The 22,066-nt window shown below is 70.9% G+C and carries 20 protein-coding genes and 3 pseudogenes; 8 read left to right on the top strand and 15 right to left on the bottom strand.

Annotated features, from left to right (window positions below; translation table 11 throughout):
- Nucleotides 1–41: 41 nt before the first annotated feature.
- From AB0D53_RS13315 to AB0D53_RS13290, 6 genes are all read right to left on the bottom strand, one after another.
- Nucleotides 42–929 (bottom strand): branched-chain amino acid ABC transporter permease, encoded by an 888-nt coding sequence (locus AB0D53_RS13315; RefSeq protein WP_362444495.1) that lies wholly within the window; start codon nucleotides 927–929, stop codon nucleotides 42–44.
- Nucleotides 929–1,675, bottom strand: coding sequence for an ABC transporter ATP-binding protein (locus AB0D53_RS13310; protein ID WP_362444492.1), 747 nt, complete (start codon nucleotides 1,673–1,675; stop codon nucleotides 929–931). The genes AB0D53_RS13315 and AB0D53_RS13310 overlap by 1 nt, the downstream gene beginning before the upstream one ends.
- Nucleotides 1,672–2,463: an ABC transporter ATP-binding protein gene (locus tag AB0D53_RS13305; protein WP_362444489.1), complete on the bottom strand. Its 792-nt coding sequence runs from the start codon at nucleotides 2,461–2,463 to the stop codon at nucleotides 1,672–1,674. Before AB0D53_RS13305 ends, AB0D53_RS13310 begins: the two co-directional genes overlap by 4 nt.
- Before the next feature lie 3 nt (nucleotides 2,464–2,466).
- Nucleotides 2,467–3,708: a substrate-binding domain-containing protein gene (locus tag AB0D53_RS13300; RefSeq protein WP_362444486.1), complete on the bottom strand. Its 1,242-nt coding sequence runs from the start codon at nucleotides 3,706–3,708 to the stop codon at nucleotides 2,467–2,469.
- A 211-nt stretch (nucleotides 3,709–3,919) separates the two neighbouring features.
- Nucleotides 3,920–4,270: a DUF4190 domain-containing protein gene (locus AB0D53_RS13295; protein WP_362444483.1), complete on the bottom strand. Its 351-nt coding sequence runs from the start codon at nucleotides 4,268–4,270 to the stop codon at nucleotides 3,920–3,922.
- Between the two features lie 115 nt (nucleotides 4,271–4,385).
- Nucleotides 4,386–4,997: a TetR family transcriptional regulator gene (locus AB0D53_RS13290; RefSeq protein WP_362444480.1), complete on the bottom strand. Its 612-nt coding sequence runs from the start codon at nucleotides 4,995–4,997 to the stop codon at nucleotides 4,386–4,388.
- 230 nt (nucleotides 4,998–5,227) lie between these two features.
- On the opposite strand from AB0D53_RS13290, the gene AB0D53_RS13285 reads away from it, so the two are divergent.
- From AB0D53_RS13285 to AB0D53_RS13255, 7 genes are all read left to right on the top strand, one after another.
- Nucleotides 5,228–6,559 (top strand): glycosyltransferase family 4 protein, encoded by a 1,332-nt coding sequence (locus AB0D53_RS13285; protein ID WP_362444477.1) that lies wholly within the window; start codon nucleotides 5,228–5,230, stop codon nucleotides 6,557–6,559.
- Between the two features lie 62 nt (nucleotides 6,560–6,621).
- Nucleotides 6,622–7,377, top strand: a complete 756-nt coding sequence (locus AB0D53_RS13280; RefSeq protein ID WP_362444474.1) for a class I SAM-dependent methyltransferase — start codon at nucleotides 6,622–6,624, stop codon at nucleotides 7,375–7,377.
- Nucleotides 7,374–8,447 (top strand): prenyltransferase, encoded by a 1,074-nt coding sequence (locus AB0D53_RS13275; protein WP_362444471.1) that lies wholly within the window; start codon nucleotides 7,374–7,376, stop codon nucleotides 8,445–8,447. Before AB0D53_RS13280 ends, AB0D53_RS13275 begins: the two co-directional genes overlap by 4 nt.
- 155 nt (nucleotides 8,448–8,602) lie before the next feature.
- A complete protein-coding gene (locus AB0D53_RS13270) occupies nucleotides 8,603–9,154 on the top strand; it encodes a hypothetical protein (protein ID WP_362444844.1) in 552 nt (183 codons plus the stop codon).
- A gap of 40 nt (nucleotides 9,155–9,194) precedes the next feature.
- Nucleotides 9,195–9,971, top strand: a complete 777-nt coding sequence (locus tag AB0D53_RS13265) for a maleylpyruvate isomerase family mycothiol-dependent enzyme (RefSeq protein ID WP_362444468.1) — start codon at nucleotides 9,195–9,197, stop codon at nucleotides 9,969–9,971.
- A 92-nt stretch (nucleotides 9,972–10,063) separates the two neighbouring features.
- The gene (locus AB0D53_RS13260) at nucleotides 10,064–11,140 is read left to right on the top strand and encodes a PHP domain-containing protein (RefSeq protein WP_362444465.1); all 1,077 of its coding nucleotides are present in this window, start codon (nucleotides 10,064–10,066) and stop codon (nucleotides 11,138–11,140) included.
- A 4-nt stretch (nucleotides 11,141–11,144) separates the two neighbouring features.
- Nucleotides 11,145–11,717: a VOC family protein gene (locus AB0D53_RS13255; protein ID WP_362444462.1), complete on the top strand. Its 573-nt coding sequence runs from the start codon at nucleotides 11,145–11,147 to the stop codon at nucleotides 11,715–11,717.
- Here AB0D53_RS13255 and AB0D53_RS13250 read toward each other — a convergent pair.
- Nucleotides 11,710–12,162, bottom strand: a pseudogene (locus AB0D53_RS13250) (LLM class flavin-dependent oxidoreductase); the annotation flags it as partial. The gene AB0D53_RS13255 and the pseudogene AB0D53_RS13250 overlap by 8 nt on opposite strands.
- Nucleotides 12,163–12,165: 3 nt before the next feature.
- Nucleotides 12,166–12,453: pseudogene (locus tag AB0D53_RS13245) on the bottom strand (transposase); the annotation flags it as partial.
- 1,214 nt (nucleotides 12,454–13,667) lie between these two features.
- Between AB0D53_RS13245 and AB0D53_RS13240 the strand changes: the two are divergent.
- Nucleotides 13,668–14,352: pseudogene (locus AB0D53_RS13240) on the top strand (maleylpyruvate isomerase N-terminal domain-containing protein).
- A 19-nt stretch (nucleotides 14,353–14,371) separates the two neighbouring features.
- Here AB0D53_RS13240 and AB0D53_RS13235 read toward each other — a convergent pair.
- The 7 genes from AB0D53_RS13235 to AB0D53_RS13205 all read right to left on the bottom strand — a co-directional run bounded on the left by AB0D53_RS13235 (nucleotide 14,372) and on the right by AB0D53_RS13205 (nucleotide 21,951).
- Complete coding sequence (locus tag AB0D53_RS13235) at nucleotides 14,372–15,382, bottom strand: LLM class F420-dependent oxidoreductase (RefSeq protein ID WP_362444459.1); 1,011 nt, start codon at nucleotides 15,380–15,382, stop codon at nucleotides 14,372–14,374.
- 119 nt (nucleotides 15,383–15,501) lie between these two features.
- A complete protein-coding gene (locus AB0D53_RS13230; protein ID WP_362444456.1) occupies nucleotides 15,502–16,320 on the bottom strand; it encodes a hypothetical protein in 819 nt (272 codons plus the stop codon).
- A 191-nt stretch (nucleotides 16,321–16,511) separates the two neighbouring features.
- Nucleotides 16,512–17,453: an N-acetylmuramoyl-L-alanine amidase gene (locus AB0D53_RS13225; protein ID WP_362444453.1), complete on the bottom strand. Its 942-nt coding sequence runs from the start codon at nucleotides 17,451–17,453 to the stop codon at nucleotides 16,512–16,514.
- A gap of 34 nt (nucleotides 17,454–17,487) precedes the next feature.
- Complete coding sequence (locus tag AB0D53_RS13220) at nucleotides 17,488–18,075, bottom strand: class I SAM-dependent methyltransferase (RefSeq protein WP_362444840.1); 588 nt, start codon at nucleotides 18,073–18,075, stop codon at nucleotides 17,488–17,490.
- A gap of 212 nt (nucleotides 18,076–18,287) precedes the next feature.
- On the bottom strand, nucleotides 18,288–19,616 hold the full coding sequence (locus AB0D53_RS13215) for a M20/M25/M40 family metallo-hydrolase (protein WP_362444450.1): 1,329 nt from the start codon (nucleotides 19,614–19,616) through the stop codon (nucleotides 18,288–18,290).
- Nucleotides 19,613–20,998, bottom strand: a complete 1,386-nt coding sequence (locus AB0D53_RS13210; protein WP_362444447.1) for a cytosine permease — start codon at nucleotides 20,996–20,998, stop codon at nucleotides 19,613–19,615. The genes AB0D53_RS13215 and AB0D53_RS13210 overlap by 4 nt, the downstream gene beginning before the upstream one ends.
- The gene (locus AB0D53_RS13205) at nucleotides 20,998–21,951 is read right to left on the bottom strand and encodes a DUF1177 domain-containing protein (RefSeq protein WP_362444444.1); all 954 of its coding nucleotides are present in this window, start codon (nucleotides 21,949–21,951) and stop codon (nucleotides 20,998–21,000) included. Before AB0D53_RS13205 ends, AB0D53_RS13210 begins: the two co-directional genes overlap by 1 nt.
- Between the last annotated feature and the right edge of the window lie 115 nt (nucleotides 21,952–22,066).

Here is a 22,066-nt window from a genome sequence, read left to right as displayed (position 1 = left end):
CCGGTCCTCGCCGGTGCGGTGGTGTGTCTCGGTGGCGGTGCTCACGCGAGCCTCCCGGTCAGTCCGCGCGGCCGTACGAGCAGCAGCGCGGCGAGCAGGACGACGACGGCCAGGTCGCCGAGGCCCGCTGCGGTGTAGTAGTTGGCGAACTGCTGGACCAGGCCGATGACGACGGACGCCACGGCGGCGCCGCTCACCGATCCCATGCCGCCGGTGACCACCACGACGAACGCGAAGATCAGCAGCGAGGTGCCCTGGCGCGGGTCGACCGAGCCGAAGTACAGGCCGCCGAGCGCCCCGCCGAGCGCGGCCACGCAGCCGCCGATCGCGAAGACGAGCGTGAAGGCCTTCCGCACGTCGATGCCGAGCGCGGTGACCATCGCCCGGTCCTCGACCCCGGCCCGCACGACCAGACCGTGCCGGGTACGGCCCAGGAAGAGCCGCAGCGCGACGAGCACGACGAGGGCCGCCGTGACCAGGACCAGCCGGTTGACCGGCACCTGGGCACCGAACAGGCCGAAGGTGCCGGACAGCGCCTCGGGGCCCGGGAAGGTACGGGCGTCCGAACCCCAGATGCCCGACAGCAGGGCCGGGACGGCGAGCCCCACCCCGACCGTGGCGAGCACCTGCTCGCGCGGCCGGGTGTAGAGCGGGCGGACGACGGCGAGTTCCAGCAGTACGGCGGCCGCGGTGCCCACCGCCGTACCGAACAGGACCGCGAGGACGAAGCCCGCCCCGCCCGGACCGGCGCCGGGCAGATGGCCGGACGCCGCCCACCAGGTGCCGTACGCGCCGATGGACAGCAGCGCCCCGTGCGCGAAGTTCAGCACGTCCATCAGGCCGAAGATCAGCGAGAGTCCCGAAGCGATCAGGAAGTAGAGGGCTCCCAGACCGAGTCCGGTCATGGTGAGCAGAACAACGGTGGACATCAGGAATCCGCCTCCACGGAAGGTGCTCGGGTGGCCGGGCCGTGTCCGACACCCAGCAGTCGCCGTGCCGTCTCCGCGTCGCCCAGCAGCTCGGCGGCCGGTCCCTGGTGGGCCGTCCGGCCGTCGGCGAGCACCGCGCAGTGCTCGGCCAGGCGCCGTACGACGGCGAGGTTCTGCTCCACGAGCAGCACCGGCACCGCCTCGGCGGCCCGCTCCAGCACCTGGGCGACCTCGGTGACCACCTTGGGCGCCAGGCCCTTGGTGGGTTCGTCGGCGATGATCAGCCGGTTGCCGTTCAGCAGGGTGCGGCCGATCGCCACCATCTGCTGCTGCCCGCCGGACAGCGTCCCCGCCAACTGCCGCTCCCGGAGCTTCAGTTCGGGGAACAGCTCATGGACGAGTCCGTACGCGGGCCGGTCCGCGCCGCGCCGCTCGGCCAGCCGCAGGTTCTCCGCGACGGTCAGTCCGGCGAAGACGCCGCGGTCCTCGGGCGCGTACCCGATGCCCCGCCGCACCACGGTGTGGGTGGGCAGCGGCACGGTCTCCTCGCCGTCCAGCCGTACGCTGCCGGTGCGCGGGACGAGGCCGAGCACACCGCGCACGGTCGTGGTCTTCCCGGCACCGTTGCGGCCGAGGAGCGCGGTCACGCCGTGCCGGGCGACGTCCAGGTCGACGCCGTGCAGGATGTGCCGGCCGCCGATCAGGACCCGCAGGTCCCGTACGGCGAGCAGGGGCCCGTTCGTCACAGTCCCTCCCCGAGATAGGCCTGCTGGACGGTCGGGTCGGCGGTCACTGCCTCAGGGGTGTCCAGCGCCAGCAGCCTTCCGTGGTGCATCACGGCGAGCCGGTCCGCCAGCCCCAGCAGGACGTCCATGTGGTGCTCGACCATCAGGACGGTGCGGCCCTCGTCCCGGTGCAGGGTGCGGATGAGTTCGGTCAGCGCGGGGACCTCCTCCGCGCTGACCCCGGCCATCGGCTCGTCCAGCAGCATGAGGCGCGGCTCGCCCACCAGCAGCACCGCGAGCTCCAGCTTCCGCTTCTCGCCGTGCGACAGTTCGGCCGCCGTCGCCCGTGCCCGGTGCCCCAGACCGGTGCGCTCCAGTACGCCGTCCACCTCGGCGGTGTACCGGGACGCCCGCCGCCACAGCCGGTAGGAGCCGCCCCGGGCCGCCTGGGCGGCCAGCCGGACGTGGTCGGCCACGCTCATCGCCGGCCAGAGGCTGGACGTCTGGAAGGTGCGGCCGATGCCGCGCCGCGCCCGTGCGTGCGCGGGATCGGCAGTCATGTCCGTGCCGTCCAGCGCGATGGTGCCGGAGGTGGCCGTGGTCAGCCCGCTGATCAGGTTGAACAGGGAGGTCTTGCCCGCCCCGTTGGGGCCGATGAAGGCCAGGAACTCGCCCTCGTGGACGCCGAGTGTGACGTCCTCGACGATCGTCGCCCCGCCGACGCCCCAGCCGAGACCGGTCAGCTGGAGCACCGGGGCACTGCCCCGTGCCCCGGCCGTGCGCCGTGCGGTGGTGTCCGGTGCGGCCACCGGTCAGCCCGCCGAGGGCTTCGCGGGCGGTGCCACCTCGTCCATCGGCGCGGTGGTCACCAGCTCCGGCCGGGCCCCGGCGCCCTTCCCCTTGAGCTTCGCGACGAACATCGGCTGCACCAGGGCGTGGTCCCCGGCCCGGACCTGCTCCTTGCCCTTCACCCCGTCGAAGCTCCAGCCCTCCAGGGCCTTCACCATGGCGGCGGTGTCGGTGGCGCCGCCCTTCTCGATCGCGCGCACCACCATCTGCGCGGCGGTGAAGCCGTCGGGGGTGAACAGGTCCGGGGTGCCGCCGGCCTTGGTGACCGAGTCGAGCATGGACTTCTCGACGGCGTTGCCGCCGCCCGCGCCCGGGAAGTAGTGCGCCAGGAACGACACCTTGGACCCGGCGTCGCCGAAGACCGGGTACGAGGCCGTCCCGGCGAGGCCCGTGACGACCTTGCCCGCCTCCAGCACGCCCTGCTGGTCCAGCGCCGTCCAGAGCGCCGGCGCGGTCGAGCCGGCCCAGGCGACGAAGACCAGATCGGGCCCGCCCGCCTTCACCTGCCGGGCGAACGGGGTGAGGTCCGTGGCGCTGGGCGGAGCCAGTACGGAGCCGACCTTCGCGCCGCCGGCACCGAGGACGGCCTTCACGGCGGCGACATTGGCCTGGCCGAAGGTGGAGTCCTGGGCCAGCACCGTGACCTTCTTGCCCTTGGCGTCGCCGAGCATCGTCCCGGCGGTGAGGATGTCCTGGTAGGACTGCCGGCCCGAACGGAAGGTGTAGTCGTTGATGCCGGTCACGGCGTCGGTGGCGGCCGGACCGCTGATGTAGAGCACCTTGTTCTGGGCGGCGAGCGGCGCCATCTGGAGCGCCACGCCGGAATCGGTGGTGCCGGCCAGCACCTTGTAGCCCTTGCCGATCAGGTTCTTGGCGGCGGAGACCGCCTTGCCCGGGTCGCCCGCGTCGTCCTGCTCGGCGACCTCGATGCGGTGCCCGGCCACCTCGCGGGTGCCCTTCGTGGCGTGGTCCAGGCCCGCCATGAACCCGTCGCGGTACTGCTTCCCGTAGTCCGCCAGGAGCCCGGTCCGGGAGTACACCAGACCGACCTTGACGGTTCCGTCCTTCGAGTCCCCGCCGGAGTCGCTCCCCCCGGCCTTCCCGGCGGCGGTGCACCCGGCCAGCACGAGACCGGCGGCGGTCAGCACGGCGGCGGTGGAGAGGGATCTGCGGTGACGGACGGTGCCCGTGGCTCTGCGACGCATGGTGACCGGCTCCTCGGCGTGTTCATGTGATGTCGCCGAACCGTATGAACACTGTGGAGCCGTCGACATGGTGCAGGGCACCTCACCTGGCGCGATGCGCATGTGGGTGCCGCACATGGGCCGAAAGAGCAAGCCGCGCCGCCTGGAACCGGAGTGTACGGTTCCGGGCGGCGCGGCCCGGTGCTCAGTGTGTGTCGCGGGCGATGGCCCGTCACATGAAGCTGATGGCCTGCACCGTCGCCACGATCACGCCGAGCAGCGCGAACGCGACGCCGACCCAGCCCATCACGATGCCCGCGACCGCCTGGCCGCGGCCGCCGCCCTGGCCCCGGTCGGCCATCCGCTTGGCCGAGATGCCGAGACACAGCGCGATGATCGGCAGGATGATCGGGATGAGCACCAGGCCGAGGATGCCGAGAACCATCGAGGCGGTGGCCTTGCCGCTGGGCAGCGGGGCGCCACCGGGGTACCCGTAGCCGGCCGGCGGCTGAGCGCCGTATCCCGGTCCACCCGGGGCCGGCGTCTCGCTCGTGCCGTCTGCGATACCTGCCTGGTCAGTCATGACTTCCTCTCCATCGGTGCTGGTCATGACCATGTTAAAGAGCCGCTTGTGGCCCTTTCGGTCAGAAGGGTGAGAGGAGTGTGATGAAAACGCCCCGAAACGGGGTCCGTATGTGCTAGCGGGCTTCCGTGGGTTTTGTCACGTCGATCAGTCGGCACACGGTGTCGATATCGATCTTCACCTGGGCGATCGACGCCCGCCCCGACAGCCAGGTGATCAGCGCCGAGTGCCAGGTGTGCTCGATGACCCGGACCGCGGACAGTTGCTCCGGCGTCGGATGCTCCAGCCCCATCGCGTCCAGGATGAGCGCCGTCGTGATCCGCGAGACGGTGTCCACCTCGGGGCTGACGCTGCGGTCCGCGAAGGTCAGCGCCCGCACCATCGCGTCCGCCAGGTGCGGCTCGCGCTGGAGCGCGCGGAACGCCCGCATCAGGGTGTCGGCGACCCGCTGTGCCGGGTCCTGGCCGGCCGGGGGGTGTTTGTGCAGCGTCGTGTGCATGTGCTGGAGCTGGTCCTGCATGGTCGCGACCAGCAGATGGATCTTGGACGGGAAGTAGCGGTACAGCGTGCCCAGGGCGACCCCGGCCTCCTCAGCGACCTCGCGCATCTGCACCGCCTCGAAGCCGCCCCGGCCGGCGAGCTGGGCGCTGGCGTGCAGGATGCGGCGGCGACGGGCCTCCTGCCGTTCGGTCAGGGGCGGCGATGCCGGCTTGGCTTCCGCTGTCATGTGTCCCCATCCATGGCTTCTGTCCGCGACCGGCGGGAGGCGCTCGGTCCCCCGCGGGCGCACAGCATGCCAGCGTGCCCGGTGGTGGCGCGAATCACCTGATCCGGCCGTTGCACCGACGCTACCTGCCGGTAGATTCGTAGCTCATTGAACGATCCAGTCTGAAACTTGTTCTAGATTAGCGTGAGCGGTTACGCTCCGGCGAACACGCAGTGAGAAGGGGGCCGAGTGTGACCGCTGAGGCCATAGAGTCGGGCCCCCGCGCGGGCGGCGACCTGTCCGGCAGTGCCGGCGACCGTCCGTTGCGCATCGCACTCCTCACCTACAAGGGAAATCCTTTCTGCGGCGGCCAGGGCGTGTACGTACGCCACCTCGCCCGCGAGCTCGCCCGGCTCGGCCACAGCGTCGAGGTGATAGGCGCCCAGCCCTATCCGGTGCTCGACGAGGGCGTGCCGCTCACCGAACTGCCGAGCCTGGACCTCTACCGCCAGCCCGACCCGTTCCGCACCCCGAAGCGCGGCGAGTACCGGGACTGGATCGACGCCGCCGAGGTCGCCACCATGTGGACCGGCGGCTTCCCGGAACCGCTCACCTTCAGCCTCCGCGCCCGGCGCCATCTCGCCGCCCGGCGCGGCGAGTTCGACGTCATCCACGACAACCAGACCCTCGGCTACGGGCTGTTGGCGGACCTCGGCGCCCCGCTCGTCACCACGATCCACCACCCCATCACCGTCGACCGGCAGTTGGACCTGGACGCCGCGGAGAACCGCCGCCGGCGCGCCTCCGTGCGCCGCTGGTACGGCTTCACCCGCATGCAGAAGCGGGTCGCGCGCCGGCTGCCGTCGGTACTCACCGTCTCCGGTTCCTCCCAGCAGGAGATCGTCGAGCACCTCGGGGTGCGTCGGGACCGCATCCACGTCGTGCACATCGGCGCGGACACCGACCTCTGGTCGCCGGACCCGTCGGTCGCCGAGGTGCCCGGCAGGATCGTCACCACCTCCAGCGCCGACGTACCGCTCAAGGGCCTCGTCCACCTCGTCGACGCACTTGCCAAGCTCCGCGCCGGGAACCCGGACGCGCACCTCGTGGTCGTCGGCAAGCGGGCCGAGGACGGACCGGTCGCCCAGGCCATCGAACGGCACGGACTCCAGGACGCCGTCGAGTTCGTCAAGGGCATCAGCGACGCCGAGCTCGTCGACCTGGTGCGCGGCGCCCAGATCGCCTGCGTCCCCTCGCTGTACGAGGGCTTCTCACTGCCCGCCGCCGAGGCCATGGCCACCGGCACCCCGCTCGTCGCCACCACCGGCGGCGCGATCCCCGAGGTCGCGGGCCCGGACGGCGAGACCTGCCTGGCCGTCCCGCCCGCCGACGCCGGCGCACTGGCCGACGCCCTCGCCCGGCTGCTCGGCGACCCGGAGCTGCGCGCCCGGCTCGGCGCCGCGGGCCGCGAGCGGGTGCTCTCCCGCTTCACCTGGAAGCAGGCCGCCATCGGCACCGCCGCCCTCTACCGTGAGGCGATCGCCGCCCGGTCCGGCGCCACGCGCCCGGGCAGCCGTCGTTGACCCCGCCGCCCGTTCCCGTCGTCCCCGCCCCCTGACCCCCTCGACCGCGAAAGCAGGCATTCGTGCTGACCGTGGACTTCACCCGCTTCCCGCTCGCCGCAGGTGACCGAGTGCTCGACCTGGGCTGCGGCGCCGGACGCCACGCCTTCGAGTGCTACCGGCGCGGTGCCCAGGTCGTGGCCCTCGACCAGAACGGCGAGGAGATCCGCGAGGTCGCGAAGTGGTTCGCCGCGATGAAGGAGGCCGGCGAGGCCCCCGAGGGTGCCACCGCCACCGCGATGGAGGGCGACGCGCTCAACCTGCCGTTCCCCGACGAGTCCTTCGACGTCGTGATCATCTCCGAGGTCATGGAGCACATCCCCGACGACAAGGGCGTGCTCGCCGAGATGGTCCGGGTCCTCAGGCCCGGCGGCCGGATCGCGATCACCGTGCCGCGCTACGGCCCCGAGAAGGTCTGCTGGACCCTCTCCGACGCCTACCACGAGGTCGAGGGCGGCCACATCCGCATCTACAAGGCCGACGAGCTGCTCGGCAAGATCCGCGGCGCCGGCCTCAAGCCGTACGGCACCCACCACGCCCACGCCCTGCACTCGCCGTACTGGTGGCTCAAGTGCGCCTTCGGGGTGGACAACGACAAGGCGCTGCCGGTCCGCGCCTACCACAAGCTGCTGGTCTGGGACATCATGAAGAAGCCGATGGCCACCCGGGTCGCCGAGCAGCTGCTGAACCCGGTCGTCGGCAAGAGCTTCGTGGCGTACGCGACCAAGCCGCACCTGCCCGCGGCCGCCGCCGAGGACCTCACCAAGGCCGAGGCGTGACCGTTCCCGAGCAGACCGAACACCTCGTACTGCCCGGAGTCCTCACCGCCGAGCAGGCCACCGAGACCGTAGCCGCCCTCCTCGCCGTGCAGCGCGAGGACGGCGCCCTGCCCTGGTTCCGCGGCCACCACCTCGACCCGTGGGACCACACCGAGGCGGCCATGGCCCTAGACGCGGCGGGCGAGCACGCCGCCGCGGAACGCGCGTACGACTGGCTGGCCCGCCACCAGAACGAGGACGGCTCCTGGTACGCCGCCTACCACGACGGGGACCCGGACCGGCCGACCGACCGCTCGCTGGAGACCAACTTCTGCGCGTACGTGGCCGTCGGCGTCTGGCACCACTACCTCGCCACCGGCGACGACGCCTTCGTCGACCGGATGTGGCCGACCGTCTACGCCGCCGTCGAGTTCGTGCTGCGGCTCCAGCGGCCCGGCGGCCAGATCGGCTGGAAGCGCGAGGCCGACGGAACGCCCGTCGACGACGCGCTGCTGACCGGGTGCTCCTCCATCCACCAGGCGCTGCGCTGCGCGCTCGCCATCGCCGAACGGCGCGAGGAGCCGCAGCCCGACTGGGAACTGGCGACGGGCGCGCTGAGCCACGCGATCCGCAAGCACCCGGAACGCTTCCTGGACAAGAGCCGCTACTCGATGGACTGGTACTACCCGGTCCTCGGCGGCGCGCTCACCGCAGCAGCCGCCAAGGAGCGGATCGAGGAGGGCTGGGACCGCTTCGTGGTCCCCGGCCTCGGGGTGCGCTGCGTGCTGCCCAACCCGTGGGTGACCGGCGGCGAGAGCTGCGAACTCGCCCTGGCGCTCTGGGTGATGGGCGAGTCCGACCGGGCGCTGGAGATCCTCCAGTCCATCCAGCACCTGCGCGCCGAGGGCGGCCTGTACTGGACCGGGTACGTCTTCGAGGGCGACCGGGCGTTCTGGCCCCAGGAGCTCACCACCTGGACCGCCGGATCGCTGCTGCTCGCGGTCGCTGCGCTCGGCGGCGACGAGGCGACCGCGGAGGTCTTCGGCGGCGAACACCTGCCGCGCGGGCTGGAACCGGACTGCTGCTGTTAGCGGCCGGCCGGCGGCGGTGGACCCGGACGGCGTTTCCCGAGTGGCACGCCGTCCCGGGCCGGGCGAACCTTACCGAGGGTGGCGGATGCCGTCACTCACCGTAGAGACCGCCCCGATGTTCCCGGCCAGGGAGGCCCGCTGTGCCCAGATCCGCCGTGACCGGTTCCGCACCGCTTCGCCGTCTGATCGCCCCGCTGCTGCTGTGCTGCGCCCTGATCGTGGGCGTCACCGGGTGCGGCGGGGGTGACAAGAGCGGTGCGAGCAGCTCCGCGTCCCCGAGCGGTACGTCGGCGGCCGAGGCGCAGAAATTCGCCAAGACGCGGTTCGTCGCCAACGCCGGGCTCGCCGCCGGTGCGACGTACCAGTGGATCGTGAAGCCGTACCGGGCGGGCAAGTTCAAGAAGGGCGCGGACGGGCGGAAGTTCGCCCTGGTCAAGGCCGGGCTCGCGGGCGGCTTCACCTACAACCGGCTGAAGGCCGCGGTGGCCAACGCCAAGGGCGACCCGCTGCTGTCCAAGGCGGTCGCGCCGCTGACGGCGGGCATCGAATCGCTCAAGGGGCTCGGCGACAAGCTCCGCAGGGGCGAGGCGGGCGCGGGCGACGTCGGTGCCTTCGAGGGCGTGATCAACGGCATCAAGTCGGCCGGCAGCAGTGCGGGTGCCGAGGTGAAGGACAAGGTGCCCAGCGCCTCCCAACTCGGCGGGTAATCGATGGGGTTCGGCTCATGATCGAACTAGGGTGCGTGGTATGAGCCGACTCACGCACGACCGTTACTGTGACGAAATCATCGCCCGCACCGACGCGTTGAGGGCCACGATCCGTGGCGCGGACCTCACCGCCACCGTCCCGACCTGCCCCGACTGGACCCTGCGCGAGCTGGTCCTCCACGTCGGCAGGGCCCACCGCTGGGTCGGTGAGATCATGCGCACCCGCGCCACCGAGGCGGTCCCGTTCGAGCAGGTGCCGGAGAGCGCCCCCGGGAGCGACGACGCGGCCGCGCTCGACGCCTGGCTGGAGGAGGGCGCCACGCGGACCGCCGAGGCGCTGCGGGCCGCGGGACCGGACGAGAAGGTGTGGTCCTGGGCGTGGGAGCGGGGCACGGGCTTCTGGGCGCGCCGGATGGCGCACGAGACGATCGTCCACCACGCCGACGCGGCGCTCACCACGGGCACCGGGTACGAGGTCGCGCCGGAGCTGGCCGCCGACACGATCGAGGAGTGGCTGGAGATCGTCGCCTTCGCACGGGCCGCGGGCGACGAGCGGGCCGCCGGGCTGACCGGGGCCGGGCGCTCCATCCATCTGCACGCCACGGACGCGCCGGACGCCGAGTGGCTGATCGAGTTCGGCGAGGACGGCTTCGCCTGGAGCCACGGCCACGAGAAGGCGACCGTGGCGCTGCGCGGCCCGCTCACCGACGTCATGCTGGTCTTCAACCGGCGTCTGGCGCCGGACAGCGGCCGGGTCGAGGTGCTCGGTGACGCGGAGCTGCTGGACTTCTGGCTGGAGCGCGCCGCGTTCGGCTGAGCGGACACCCGGTGCCGTTGTGCGGGCCGGGCCGGGCTGAGCGAAGCTGGAGGGGAGAGCACATAGTGTCCGGCGGCCCCGTGGAGGTGCCGATGGAGCCCGTCCGCGCCCTGGAACGGATTGCCTTCCTGCTCGAACGCGGCAGGGCCGACACCCACCGTGTGCACGCGTTCCGCGCCGCCGCCGAGGCGGTGGCCGCCATGCCGGACGGCGAGGTCGCCCGGCGCGCGGCGGCCGGTTCGCTGGAGGCGGTCAGGAACATCGGGCCGAAGACCGCGCAGGTCGTCCGGGAGGCGGTGGCCGGGAAGGTGCCCGGCTATCTGGAACGCCTGGAGGAGGAGGCCGCCGCCCGCCCCGCCGAGGGCGGCGAGCGCCTCCTCGCCCTCCAGCGCGGCGACTGCCATCTGCACTCCGACTGGTCGGACGGCGGCAGCCCCGTCGAGGAGATGGGCCGCACCGCCGCGGAGCTGGGCCACGAGTGGGCGGCCCTCACCGACCACTCGCCCCGGCTGACCGTGGCGAACGGCCTCTCCCCGGACCGGCTGCGCCGGCAGCTGGACGCGGTCGCCGGGCTCAACGAACGGTGGGCGCCGTTCCGGCTGCTCACCGGCATCGAGTGCGACATCCTCCCCGACGGCTCCCTCGACCAGGAGGAGGAGCTGCTGGAACAGCTGGACATCGTGGTGGTCTCCGTCCACTCCCGGCTGCGGATGGACCCGGCCCCGATGACAAGGCGCCTGGTCACGGCCGTCCGCCACCCTCGGGCGGACGTCCTCGGGCACTGCACGGGGCGGCTGATCGCAGAGCGCGGGCGTCCGGAGTCCCGCTTCGACGCGGACGCGGTCTTCGCCGCGTGCGCCGAGGCCGGGACGGCGGTGGAGATCAACAGCCGGCCGGAACGGCTCGACCCGCCCCGGCGCCTGCTGAGCCGCGCCGTCGCGGCGGGCACCCTCTTCGCCATCGACACCGACGCCCACGCACCCGGACAGCTGGACTGGCAGATCCACGGCTGCGCCCGCGCCGAGGAGTGCCGGGTCCCGGCGGAACGCGTCGTCACCACCTGGCCGGCCGAGCGGCTCCTGGCCTGGTCGCACGCGGGAACGACCCCGGAGCGGGCCCGCTCCGGGGCGGACGGGGCCGTCGGCGCGGCCCCGGGACAGGAACGGTGAAGCCATGACGGCCACAAGCGTGCGAGGCATCGACCACATCGGGGTCACCGTCCCCGACCTGGAGACCGCGACCCTCTTCCTGGCGAGGGCCTTCGGCGCCGAGGTGCTCTACGACACCCTGCGCCGCCAGGACGGACCCAACGGCGGACCCGGCGTCGAGCAGCGGCTCGGCGTCCCGGCGGGCACCCAGCAGCTGGCGGTCAGAATGCTGGCGCTGCCCGGCGGCGGGCCGGGCATCGAGCTGTGCGAGTTCCAGGGCCCCCGCCGCGAACCCCCGGTGCTGCCCTGCGACTTCGGCTGGCAGCATGTGGCGCTGTACGCCGACGACCTGGACGCGGCCGTACGGGACTGTGTGGCCGCGGGCGCCTCGCTGCTCGCCGAGGCGCAGCCGCTGCCGGGCCCCGAGTCGGGGGAGCACAACCGGTTCGCGTATCTGCGCACCCCGTGGGGCAGCACCCTGCAGCTCCTGACGTACCCCGACCCCCAGCCCTGGCAGCGCACCGCCTCCCGGCAAGGCACCCGCCCGGCCGGCACCGGGACCTGGCCGACCGATCCGGCCCGCCCGGTTCCTAGTTGAGTTCCGCGAGCACCCGCAGGGTGTGCGGATCCGGTGCCGTCACCAGCAGATCGGTGACCGGTCCCTTGCGCCACAACTCCAGCCGCTCCGCGATCCGTTCGCGTGGACCGACGAGCGAGATCTCGTCCGCGAACGCGTCGGGCACCGCGAGCACCGCCTCCTGCTTGCGCCCTTCGAGGAAGAGCCGCTGGATCCGCCGAGCCTCCTCCTCGAACCCCATCCTCGCCATCAGATCGGCATGGAAGTTGCGGGCCGCGTGGCCCATCCCCCCGATGTAGAAGCCGAGCATCGCCTTCACCGGCAGCAGCCCCTCGGCCACGTCGTCGCAGACCCGCGCCCGGGCCATCGGTGCGATCATGAAGCCGTCGGGGAGGCCGGTGAGCGAGGCCTCGTACACATCGGTGCGCATCGGCGACCAGTACAGCGGCAGCCAGCCGTCGGCGATGACGAAGGCGTCCTTCTCATCCGTTTTGCCCTGGCCCCGATACGCGGTCGACGCCTGGTGCACGGCCAGGCCAGTGATATAGACCATCGGCTGGTCGTGGCTGAGTAGCAGGCCGATCAGCAACGCGGCGCCACCGTGGTTGATGTCCACCGCCCACAGCGTCTCGCCGGAGAGCGCCAGCACATCTGAAATCAGCTCCAGCAGAGCCGTCTCGTCATTGAGGACTCGGCGTGAAAGCAGACGCTCGCCCTGGGGGGCCAGTACCACGCAGTGATGATGTTTCTTGCCGATGTGTACTCCGGACCAGATCTAGGGCACGGTCACCTCCGCCAGCTCGTCGTCCAACACAGTCCCGCAGACGACCTCGCCGACGTTGTCCTACGAAGCGATCAAGTCGCGTATCCCAATTAGCGGTCGAGTCGTCGCGGGGCTCCGGGTGGCCAAGTTCTTTGAGTCATCCAAAGGCGACAAGCTCACAGCTACACCCAGAACCCCCGGGCCCGTCGATCTTATGAATTACCTGCTCGGACCCACGCTTGGATTAGGACGAGCTTGGAGGATGTCTCATGTAGCGAGTATTGCGAGCTCCTCGCAGCAGGCGAGGACTGCGGGCAGGTCGATTCGCCGCAGCTGAGACCGGTGAAGATGCGCTTGGACAAGGCAGTGCGGCCAGGTGTTGCGTCACGACAACACCTGGCCGGACGGTCTGCTTCATGTCCAGGCAGAGGCCTGATCGCTGCCGCGCGCGATGCCGCAGGCGCAGGGTCTGTGGCGCTGACGGATCAGTGCATGCGTAGCCATAGGCTTCTCAAGCGGGGCCCGCTGGCATGAGAAAGTTTACGCATAGCCAGAATTGGACCACTTGCAGCGGAGGTTCACGCCGTCCCTCCTGACGCACGCCTTGACCCAAACGACTGTTCCCTCTGCCACGTTCGAGGAATTAGTGGAACAATTCCCATTTCCGCCAGCAGAGGCGGACTTAATGAATGTGCCTTTACCGTTGTAGACGAACTTGTAGAGGCCGGCCCATGCGCTGTTGCCGTCAGGCATGGTGTCACAGACGGTCAACTGATCGCCGTACGAACCGAATCCACCCGTCGCGTGGATGTTGGGGGACCAGTCGTACAGGCGCACCGCGACGCCCGTATCCCCGCCATTCGCGCTTGCCTGTGGCGCCGACAGCAGCGAGGTGCCCATAACGAGAGCGCCCACTGCAGTGAACTGAGCTAACTTGAACTTTCGCGTCACCGATCCCCCTGCTTGAATTAGATGAGTGTATACAGTTCGCAACTTTATGCCCTGAGTGGAGTCTTCGAACGGCCTTTCTTGTCAACCTGGGCTGTGATTTATGGCACTCGCGAATAGGAGGAAAGGGGATTCGGTAACCAAAATCCCATGTTTGGGCCTATTTCTGCCTTTTGTCAATAGTATTGGCTGATGTGGCGGGGGCGTGGTGTGTGTTCTATGACAGGTCCTGCGTCGCTGATCATCAAGCGGTGATTGCTCTGTGGGGTGAGGAGAAGACCCTTCTCCTCCCGTACGACCGCTACTGCGACGAGATCCTGGCCCAGACCGACGCGGTGCGAGCGGTGCTCAAGATGCGGACCTGGGTGCGAAGGTCCCCACCTGCTCCGAGTGGAGCCTGCGTGCCCTGGCCGTCCACGTCGGCAGCGCCCACCGCTGGGTCACCGGGATAGTCGGCACCCGGGCCATCGAGGACGTCTCCGAGGAACGGGTGCCCGGCTTCGAGGGACCAGGGAGCAGCGGACGGCCTTCTGGGCCCGGCGCATGGCACACGAGACCGCTGTTCACGGAGCGGACGCGGCCCTCGCAGCCCGGGCCGGCTACGAGGTGCCACCCGAGCTGGCGGCCGACACCATCGAGGAGTGGCTGGAGATCGTCGCCGCCGCCGACCGCGACGGCGACCCGTTGGCCGCCGAACTGCGCGGCGGCCGCTCCCTGCACCTCCACGCTACGGACGTAGCTGGCGCGGAATGGCTGATCACCTTCGGTGAGGACGCCTTCACCTGGACCCACACCCACGAGAAGGCGAAGGTCGCCGTATGCGGCACGCTCGCCGACCTCATGCTGCTCTTCCACCGCTGCCTGGCCTCCACCAGCACCCGTGTGGAGCTCCTGGGAGACGCGGACCTCTTGGACTTCTGGCTGGAGCGGGCGTCGTTTGACTGACAGCGCTCAGGGGCCTGTCCTAGCCGTTGAGTTCCGCCAGCACCTGAAGCGTGTGCGGGTCTGGTGCCGTGACCAGGAGGTCGGTCACCGGGCCCTTGTGCCACAACTCCAGCCGCTCCGCGATCCGTTGACGCGGTCCGACGAGCGAGATCTCGTCGGCGAAGGCGTCCGGCACCGCGAGTACCGCCTCCTGCTTGCGCCCCTCCAGGAACAGCCGCTGGATCCGCCGCGCCTCCTCCTCGAACCCCATCCGTGCCATCAGATCGGCGTGGAAGTTGCGGGCCGCGTGGCCCATCCCTCCGATGTAGAAGCCGAGCATCGCCTTCACCGGCAGCAGCCCCTCGGCGACGTCGTCACAGACCAGGGCCCGGACCATCGGCGCGATCATGAAGCCGTCGGGCAGCTCCGTGAGCGACGCCTCGTAGACGTCGGTGCGCATTGGTGACCAGTACAGCGGTAGCCAGCCGTCCGCGATCCGGGTCGTCTGCGCGATGTTCTTCGGTCCCTCCGCCCCGAGCAGTACGGGCAGTTCCGGCCGCAGCGGATGGGTGATCGGCTTCAGCGGCCTGCCCTGACCGGTGGCGTCCGGGCCGCCGTAGGGATGGGAGTGGAACCGGCCGTCCAGCTCGACGGGGGCCTCTCGGCGGAGCACCTGGCGGATGACGTCGACGTACTCCCGGGTCGCCGTCAGCGGGCTGCTGGGGAACGGCCGCCCGTACCAGCCCTCCACCACCTGCGGCCCGGACAGCCCGAGACCGAGCATCATCCGGCCGCCGGAGAGATGGTCCAGGGTGAGGGCGTGCATGGCGGTCGCGGTCGGGGTGCGCGCCGCCATCTGCGCGATGCCGGTGCCCAGCCGGATCCGGGAGGTGTGGGCGGCGATCCAGGTCAGCGGGGTGAACGCGTCCGACCCCCAGGCCTCCGCCGTCCACACCGACGCGTATCCCAGCGCCTCGGCCTCTCTGGCCAGCTCCAGGTGGGCGGGGTTCGGGCCGCGGCCCCAGTATCCGAGCGCGAGTCCGAGCCGCATGTCCGACGCCTCTCAGTAGTTCTGACGCTACGTCAGAAATTTAGTACGGACGGAGGGTACGACAGCGGCCCCCCGCCCGGAAGGGGCGGAGGGCCGCTGTTGTGGAGCGTGTGCCGGGCTCAGCCGCGCTGGATACCCGTGGTGTCCTGGAGCACGCCGCGACGGCCGTCCTGAGTCTGGGCGATCAGGCTCGCACCGCGCTGCTCCACCGCCAGGTACCAGGTGCCGGGCGCCAGTTCGGCGATCGGCGACGGTGAACCGTCCTCCCCGTACAGCGGGCGGGCCACCGGCACCGCGAACCAGAACGGCGTGAAGTCACCGGCCGGCGCGCCCGCGGCGGGAGCCTGCTGGCCCTGCGGCTCCGGCTGGCCGGGCTGCGGCTGGCCACCGTACGGCTGCTGCTGACCGGGCTGACCGCCGAACGAGGGCTGCTGGCCGCCCGGGTAGCCGTATCCCTGGCCGGGCTGTGGCTGACCGCCGAACGGGGCCTGTGCACCCCTCGGGGCTGGGGCGCTGACCAGCTGGGCCTTGAGCGCGGGGATCAGCGGGGTGGCGATCGCGCCGCCCGCGAGGGCGATCGTGGCCAGCAGGCCGAGGACCATTCCGGCGCCCGCGTCAGGGGCGTCAATGGTCGTCCAGAAGGCGGTCCACAGCGCGAAGACGCAGAAGGCGGCGCCGAATTGGCCGAGGTCGAGGCCGACGACCTTCCGGGCCGGCATCGCGCGGCCGACGACGACCAGGGCCGCACCGATGATCCCGGCCAGGAAGACGCTCATCAGGAGACCGAGCGAGTCCCAGGCGTTCGGGGCGTTGAAGTTGGAGCAGTTGATGCCCGCGGGGCAGTCGTAGCCGGAGCGGTCGAGGAAGGAGGCGATGAACAGCACCACCGCTGCTCCGATCACCACGCCGTCGCCTCGAGTGAGGGAGCGGATATTCACGTGAAGGTCCTTAGTCGGTCGTCTCGTCGGGGCGGTCGTCGCTGCCGCCTGCACGGGTGCGGCGGGCACGGCACGAAGCTCGGGGGCGGCCCCCATCGTACGGATGAATCTATCGTCTGCCCGGGCGGGTTGTGTCCCTGCCCGGAGGCCGGACGCACATCCCCCCAATTTCGCCTCAGAACAACCTCTTGCTACCCGTTGAGGTAGCTGCTGATGCCATCGGCAATGCCCTGTGCCGCCTTCTGGCGCCAGCCCGCGCTGGTGAGCAGGGCGGCATCCTTCGGATCACGCATATTGCCGCATTCGATGAACACTTTGGGCACGGTCGACAAATTAAGTCCGCCCAGGTCCTTGCGAACATCCAATCCGGTATTGCCGCCGACGTAATTGGAAGGCGCACTTCCGGTAGCGCGGACGAATAGCCCCGCGATCCGGGTGCCGAGGTCGCGCGAGGGTTCGACGATCTTCGAGGTGTCCGCCGCCCCGCCCCGCACCGGCCCGGGGAGGATCACATGGAAACCGCGGTTGCCGACCGCGGAACCGTCCGCGTGCACCGACACCACCGCGTCGGCCCGCGCCTGGTTGCCGATCCGGGCCCGCTCGTCCACGCACGGCCCGTACGGGCGGTCGTTGTCGTACGTCAGCACGACCTTGGCGCCCTGCGCCCGGAGCAGTGTGCGCAGCCGGTGCGACACATCGAGGGTGAACCGGGCCTCCGCGTAACCGGAGTCGGTCGACGTCCCGGTGGTGTCGCACTCCTTGTGCGTGGTGCCGATGTCCACCTGGCGGTTGATCTCGCGGGTGTGCAGGTGGTTGTTCGGGTTGTGCCCGGGGTCGATGACGACGGTCCTGCCCGACAGCGGACCGGAGTTGCCGCCCGCGGGCGGTGCGGACCGGGTGGGGGAGGGGGACGTCCGCGCCGGCGTCGGAGCGCTCTTCGGGGGCGGGGCCGAGGGCGAGGGCGACGGCGACACGGTGGCGGAACCGCCGCTCGGGCCGGGCCGGGCCGGCGCTCCGGCACCGACATCGCCCGCCCCGCAGCCCGCGGCACTCAGGCACACGGTCGTGAGCGCGGTGGCGGCGAGCAGGGACCGGCGGCGCCGGATGGGGGGAACACTCTCGTCGTACGGCACCACGCGATGCTATCCGGGCGGTCCGGGGCCCGCCTCAGATTCCCGGGCCCGTGCGCCGCAGCACCCGCAGCGAGTCCGTCACCGAGACCTCGGTGAAAGCCCCTGATTCCAGCGCCCGCAGATAGACGCGGTACGGCGCCTGGCCGCCGTGCGCGGGGTCCGGGAAGACGTCGTGGATCACCAGCAGCCCGCCCTCGGCGACATGCGGCGCCCAGCCCTCGTAGTCGCCGTTCGCGTGCTCGTCGGTGTGACCCCCGTCGATGAAGACGAAGCCGAGCTTCCCGCCCCAGACCGCCGCGACCTGCGGGGACCGTCCCACCAGCGCCACGACGTGGTCCTCCAGGCCCGCCGCGTGCAGGGTCCGGCGGAAGGTCGGCAGCGTGTCCATCCGGCCGACCTCCGGGTCCACCACGGTCGGGTCGTGGTACTCCCAGCCGGGCTGCTGCTCCTCGCTGCCGCGATGGTGGTCGACGGTGAGCGCCGTCACCCCGGCCGCCCGCGCCACGTCGGCGAGCAGGATCGTGGAGCGCCCGCAGTACGTGCCGACCTCCAGGACCGGCAGTCCCAGCGCGGCGGCCCCGGTGGCGGCCGCGTACAGCGCGAGCCCCTCGCCCTCCGGCATGAAGCCCTTGGCGGCCCGGAAGGCGGCGAGAATCTCGGGCGACGGCTCGACGGCGGACTCGGCGGGCACGGTTCCTCCTGGTGGGGGCGGTGATGAGCGCTACGCGTTCGACGGCGCCCCATCGTGCCGTACGCCCCCGCCGAAGGTGTCGGCGGGGGCGTACGAGGGGTGAGCCCGGGTCGGGCGCCCCTGGCAGGGATGCGATATGGAGGTCAGCAGCTCTGCCAGAGTCGGGTCATGACGCGGACGCCGAAGCGCAGGCCCTCCAGCGGGACGCGCTCGTCCACGCCGTGGAACAGGCGGCCGTAGTCCAGGTCGTGCGGGAGCTTGAGGCCCTTGAAGCCGAAGCAGCGGATGCCGAGGTGGGTGAATGCCTTGGCGTCGGTGCCGCCCGGGTTGCAGTACGGGACGGGGTGGCCGTCCGGGTCCTCGGCGCGCACGGCCTCGCACATGGCGTCGACCAGCGGGCCGTCGAACGTGGTCTCCATCGCGATGTCGTGGTTGACCCACTCGCGGGTGACCGAGGGCAGCAGCAGCCTGTCGATGGTGTCGACCAGCTCCTGCTCGTGGCCGGGCAGGAAGCGGCCGTCCACCCGGGCGGTCGCCTTTCCGGGGATGACGTTGGTCTGGTAGCCGGCGTCGAACATGGTGGGGTTCGCGGAGTTGCGGAGCACCACCTGCATGAAGTCGGAGACCGGGCCCAGCCGCTCCAGGCTGCCCTCGATGTCGTTCTCGTCGAACTCGACGCCGTAGAGGCGGGCGGCCTCTTCGAGCAGGGCGCGGACCGGTTCGATCAGGCGGACCGGGAAGGTCTCGCGGCCGATGCGGGCCAGCGACTCGGCGAGGTCGGTGACCGCGTTCTCGTCGTTGGGGGACGAGCCGTGGCCGGCCCGGCCGGTGGCGGTGAGCTCCATCCAGGCCATGCCGCGCTGGGCGTTCTCGATCGGGTAGAGACGGCGGGTGTCGTCGATGGCGAAGGAGAAGCCGCCGCCCTCGCCGATCGCCTCGGTGACCCCGGCGAACAGCTCCGGGCGGTGCTCGACCAGCCAGTGGGCGCCGAACTTGCCGCCCGCCTCCTCGTCGGCGAGGAAGGCGAGGACCAGGTCGCGGGACGGCTTGGTGCCGGTACGGGCGAAGTGGCGGGCGGTGGCCAGCATGACGGCCACCGTGTCCTTCATGTCGATCGCGCCGCGGCCCCACAGGTAGCCGTCGCGGATCTCGCCGGAGAACGGCGGGACCTGCCACTCGGAGGCGTCGGCGGGGACCACGTCCAGGTGGCCGTGGACCAGCAGGGCACCGCGCTCCGGGTCGGTACCGGCGATCCGGGCGATGACATTGGCCCGGCCCGGGGCGGACTCGACCAGTTCGGACTCGATGCCCACCTCGGCGAGGCGGCCCACCACCCAGTCGGCGCTCGCCCGTTCGTCGCTGGTGGGGTTGGAGGTGTCGAACCTGATCAGTTCGGCGCAGAGTTCGACGACCTCGTCCTGCGCCTCGTCGGAGGCCGGGACGAACGAGGTGGTGGGGTCGGGGGTGGTCATGCTGCTCCCACAGTGGTTGTCGCACGGGCGGCGGGGGCGGCGTCCTCGTCGTCCAGGGTGGAGGTGCCGTACGGCTTCACCCAGCCCAGCAGGCCGAGGACGCTGTACAGGATGAAGGCGGTGGCCAGGGAGTTCAGGGCCGGGATGCCGCCCTCGTAGAACTTGCCGACGCAGAACGCCGCGATCCAGATGGCGATGGACATCGGTACCCAGGTCGGCGAGGTCTTCGGCAGGGTCTCGGACTCCCGGGTGTCGTCCAGCGGCTTGCGCATCCGCTTCACGACCCAGTACTCGGCCACGATGATGCCGCCGATCGGCGGGATCGCGACGCCGAGGATGGAGAGGAACTCGGTGAAGTGGGTCATGATCCCGACCGCGGACAGGAGCGTGCCGGCGATGCCGAGGACGATCGTGACCGCGCCGCGGTGGATCCGCTTGCCGAAGACGACCTGGAAGAAGTTGACGACGCCGAGCGAGGAGCCGTACAGGTTCCAGTCGTTGATCTTGGCGGTGGACATCAGGACCACGATCACACCGAAGGCACCCGAGGTGGAGAGCACGATGTGCGAGACCTCGTTGCTCTTGACCAGGTGGCCGAGGAGCACACCGGTCAGGCCGACGATGTACTCGGAGAGGATCATCGACGAGGCGCTCTGCAGGAAGACGTGCGAGCCCTTGCGGTTGTACCGGGTCATCTCCGGGGACACGATCGCGCCGGTCATGTAGCCGCCCGCGATGGCGGTGGCGGCGACGGCGAGCGGGATGGTCTGGCCGGGCGGCGGCGAGTGGATCAGTTCGCTCAGCGAGTGGTCCTTCAGCGTCGAGACGATCGACCAGGCGACCATCGCGAAGAACAGCGGCGTCACGATCTTGGCGAAGACGGCCATGTACTTGAAGCCGAAGATCACCAGCGCGGTGATGGCGATACCGGCCAGCACGCACCACATCCAGGACGGGCCGCCGACCAGCGCCGAGACGCTGTTGCCGAAGATCGTGTTCTGGACGCCGAACCAGCCGACCAGGCTGACCGCGATGACGAAGCTGACCAGCGCCGAGCCGTTGCGGCCGAAGCCGACCCAGCGGGTCAGCATCGGGGTCGCCAGGCCCTCGCGCATACCGGCCAGGCCGATCGCGAAGATCACGATCTCCAGGATCACCGCGCCGAGCGTGAAGGCGAGGAAGGCGTCCCCGAAGGTCATGCCGACGCCGATGGTGGCGCCGAGGGTGAACTGCGAGATCGAGCCCGACTGGGCGAGCCACTGGAGCAGCATCGACCAGAAGCCGAACCGCTTGTCGCGCGGGACGCGGGAGAGCGCGTAGTCGTCGCTGCCGATGTTCTTGGCCTCGGGGGCCACGGCCTCGGCCTGCGGGGTGGCTGCCATCAGGACTCCTGGGGTGTACGGCCGAAGGTCTGCAGGTGCGTCAGCGACCCGTAGCGGCTGACGAGGTTGTCGAACTCCACCGCGTCGTGGAAGTCCAGTTGGCCGCTGCCGTAGGCCTTGGCGACCTCCACGGCGTAGCGGGCGGCGGACGCGATGTCCGTCTCGTGGCTCGCGCCCGTACCGCAGCCCGGCACCGCGGCGGCCGAGGTGACGGCCAGACCGACGACCGGGGCGGCCGTCGCGGTGGAGGGCTGCAGGATCGAATTGATGTGGTGTGCCCCATTACCGTACGGGGTGATGTCCTGCGTGGTCACGGGGTACGTGACCAACGGCTCACCGGTCACCACGGCCAGCAGTTCGCCCAGCTGCTCGCTGACCCGCAGCACCCAGCCCTCCTTGACGGTGGGCGACAGGGCGAGGCCCTTGTGGTTGATGATCCGGTTGCCCTTGGTGGTGTCGATGGAGAGCACGGCCTCCATCTCGCCGGTCACCTCGTGGCGGTTCATGGTGGCGATGTCCACGGGCGAGCCCATGAACGGCACCGGGTCGTGCGGCTCGGTCGGCGCGTTCGGGCAGATGTGGGTGGCGACGATCACATCGCCGGGCAGCACGTCGCCGCGGCGGCGCATGTCGAGCAGCTTGGCGGCGGTGGCGATGGCCGAGACGGCGCCGTCGGCGTCGGAGACCAGGCCGGTCACCTCGGGCCGGGCGCCGATGCCGCCGAGCCGGCCCACCACGCCCAGCGTGCGGGCGCTGCCACCGGACGTACGCCCGTGGGAGCCCGGAATACGGACCATCACGAAGTCCGTCGAACCCTGCTCGCCGGCGACCGTGGTGACCTTCGCGGACGAGCCCTCGGTCCCGCTCACGGAGTCGAGGTACTCGACGACCGTCTTGCCATTGACCTGGGGATCGTCCAGCAGATCGACGATGTCCAGCACGTACTTCAACATGGGGGCCCTACTTTCTCGCTCATCCGGGCACCCGGGCCGAGGCCCTCGACTGGGGAAGCGCGGGGCGGGGTGCTGAGGCCACATTCGGGATCGGATAGCGTTGAACGCAACTGTT

The organism is Streptomyces sp. NPDC048295 (assembly GCF_040652135.1).
Classification (GTDB): domain Bacteria; phylum Actinomycetota; class Actinomycetes; order Streptomycetales; family Streptomycetaceae; genus Streptomyces.
Note: the sequence above shows the minus strand (reverse complement) of the source record. Positions and strands in the feature narration are given on the sequence as shown.

Bases quoted from the DNA above. Each gene is read 5' to 3' on its own strand.
- AB0D53_RS13260 (WP_362444465.1), top strand. From the start codon at position 10,064: ATGGAGCCCGTCCGCGCCCTGGAACGGATTGCCTTCCTGCTCGAACGC.
- AB0D53_RS13255 (WP_362444462.1), top strand. From the start codon at position 11,145: ATGACGGCCACAAGCGTGCGAGGCATCGACCACATCGGGGTCACCGTC.
- AB0D53_RS13290 (WP_362444480.1), bottom strand. From the start codon at position 4,997: ATGACAGCGGAAGCCAAGCCGGCATCGCCGCCCCTGACCGAACGGCAG.
- AB0D53_RS13315 (WP_362444495.1), bottom strand. From the start codon at position 929: ATGTCCACCGTTGTTCTGCTCACCATGACCGGACTCGGTCTGGGAGCC.
- AB0D53_RS13205 (WP_362444444.1), bottom strand. From the start codon at position 21,951: ATGTTGAAGTACGTGCTGGACATCGTCGATCTGCTGGACGATCCCCAG.
- AB0D53_RS13295 (WP_362444483.1), bottom strand. From the start codon at position 4,270: ATGACTGACCAGGCAGGTATCGCAGACGGCACGAGCGAGACGCCGGCC.
- AB0D53_RS13235 (WP_362444459.1), bottom strand. From the start codon at position 15,382: ATGCGGCTCGGACTCGCGCTCGGATACTGGGGCCGCGGCCCGAACCCC.
- AB0D53_RS13210 (WP_362444447.1), bottom strand. From the start codon at position 20,998: ATGGCAGCCACCCCGCAGGCCGAGGCCGTGGCCCCCGAGGCCAAGAAC.
- AB0D53_RS13215 (WP_362444450.1), bottom strand. From the start codon at position 19,616: ATGACCACCCCCGACCCCACCACCTCGTTCGTCCCGGCCTCCGACGAG.
- AB0D53_RS13300 (WP_362444486.1), bottom strand. From the start codon at position 3,708: ATGCGTCGCAGAGCCACGGGCACCGTCCGTCACCGCAGATCCCTCTCC.
- AB0D53_RS13265 (WP_362444468.1), top strand. From the start codon at position 9,195: ATGAGCCGACTCACGCACGACCGTTACTGTGACGAAATCATCGCCCGC.
- AB0D53_RS13220 (WP_362444840.1), bottom strand. From the start codon at position 18,075: ATGCCGGAGGGCGAGGGGCTCGCGCTGTACGCGGCCGCCACCGGGGCC.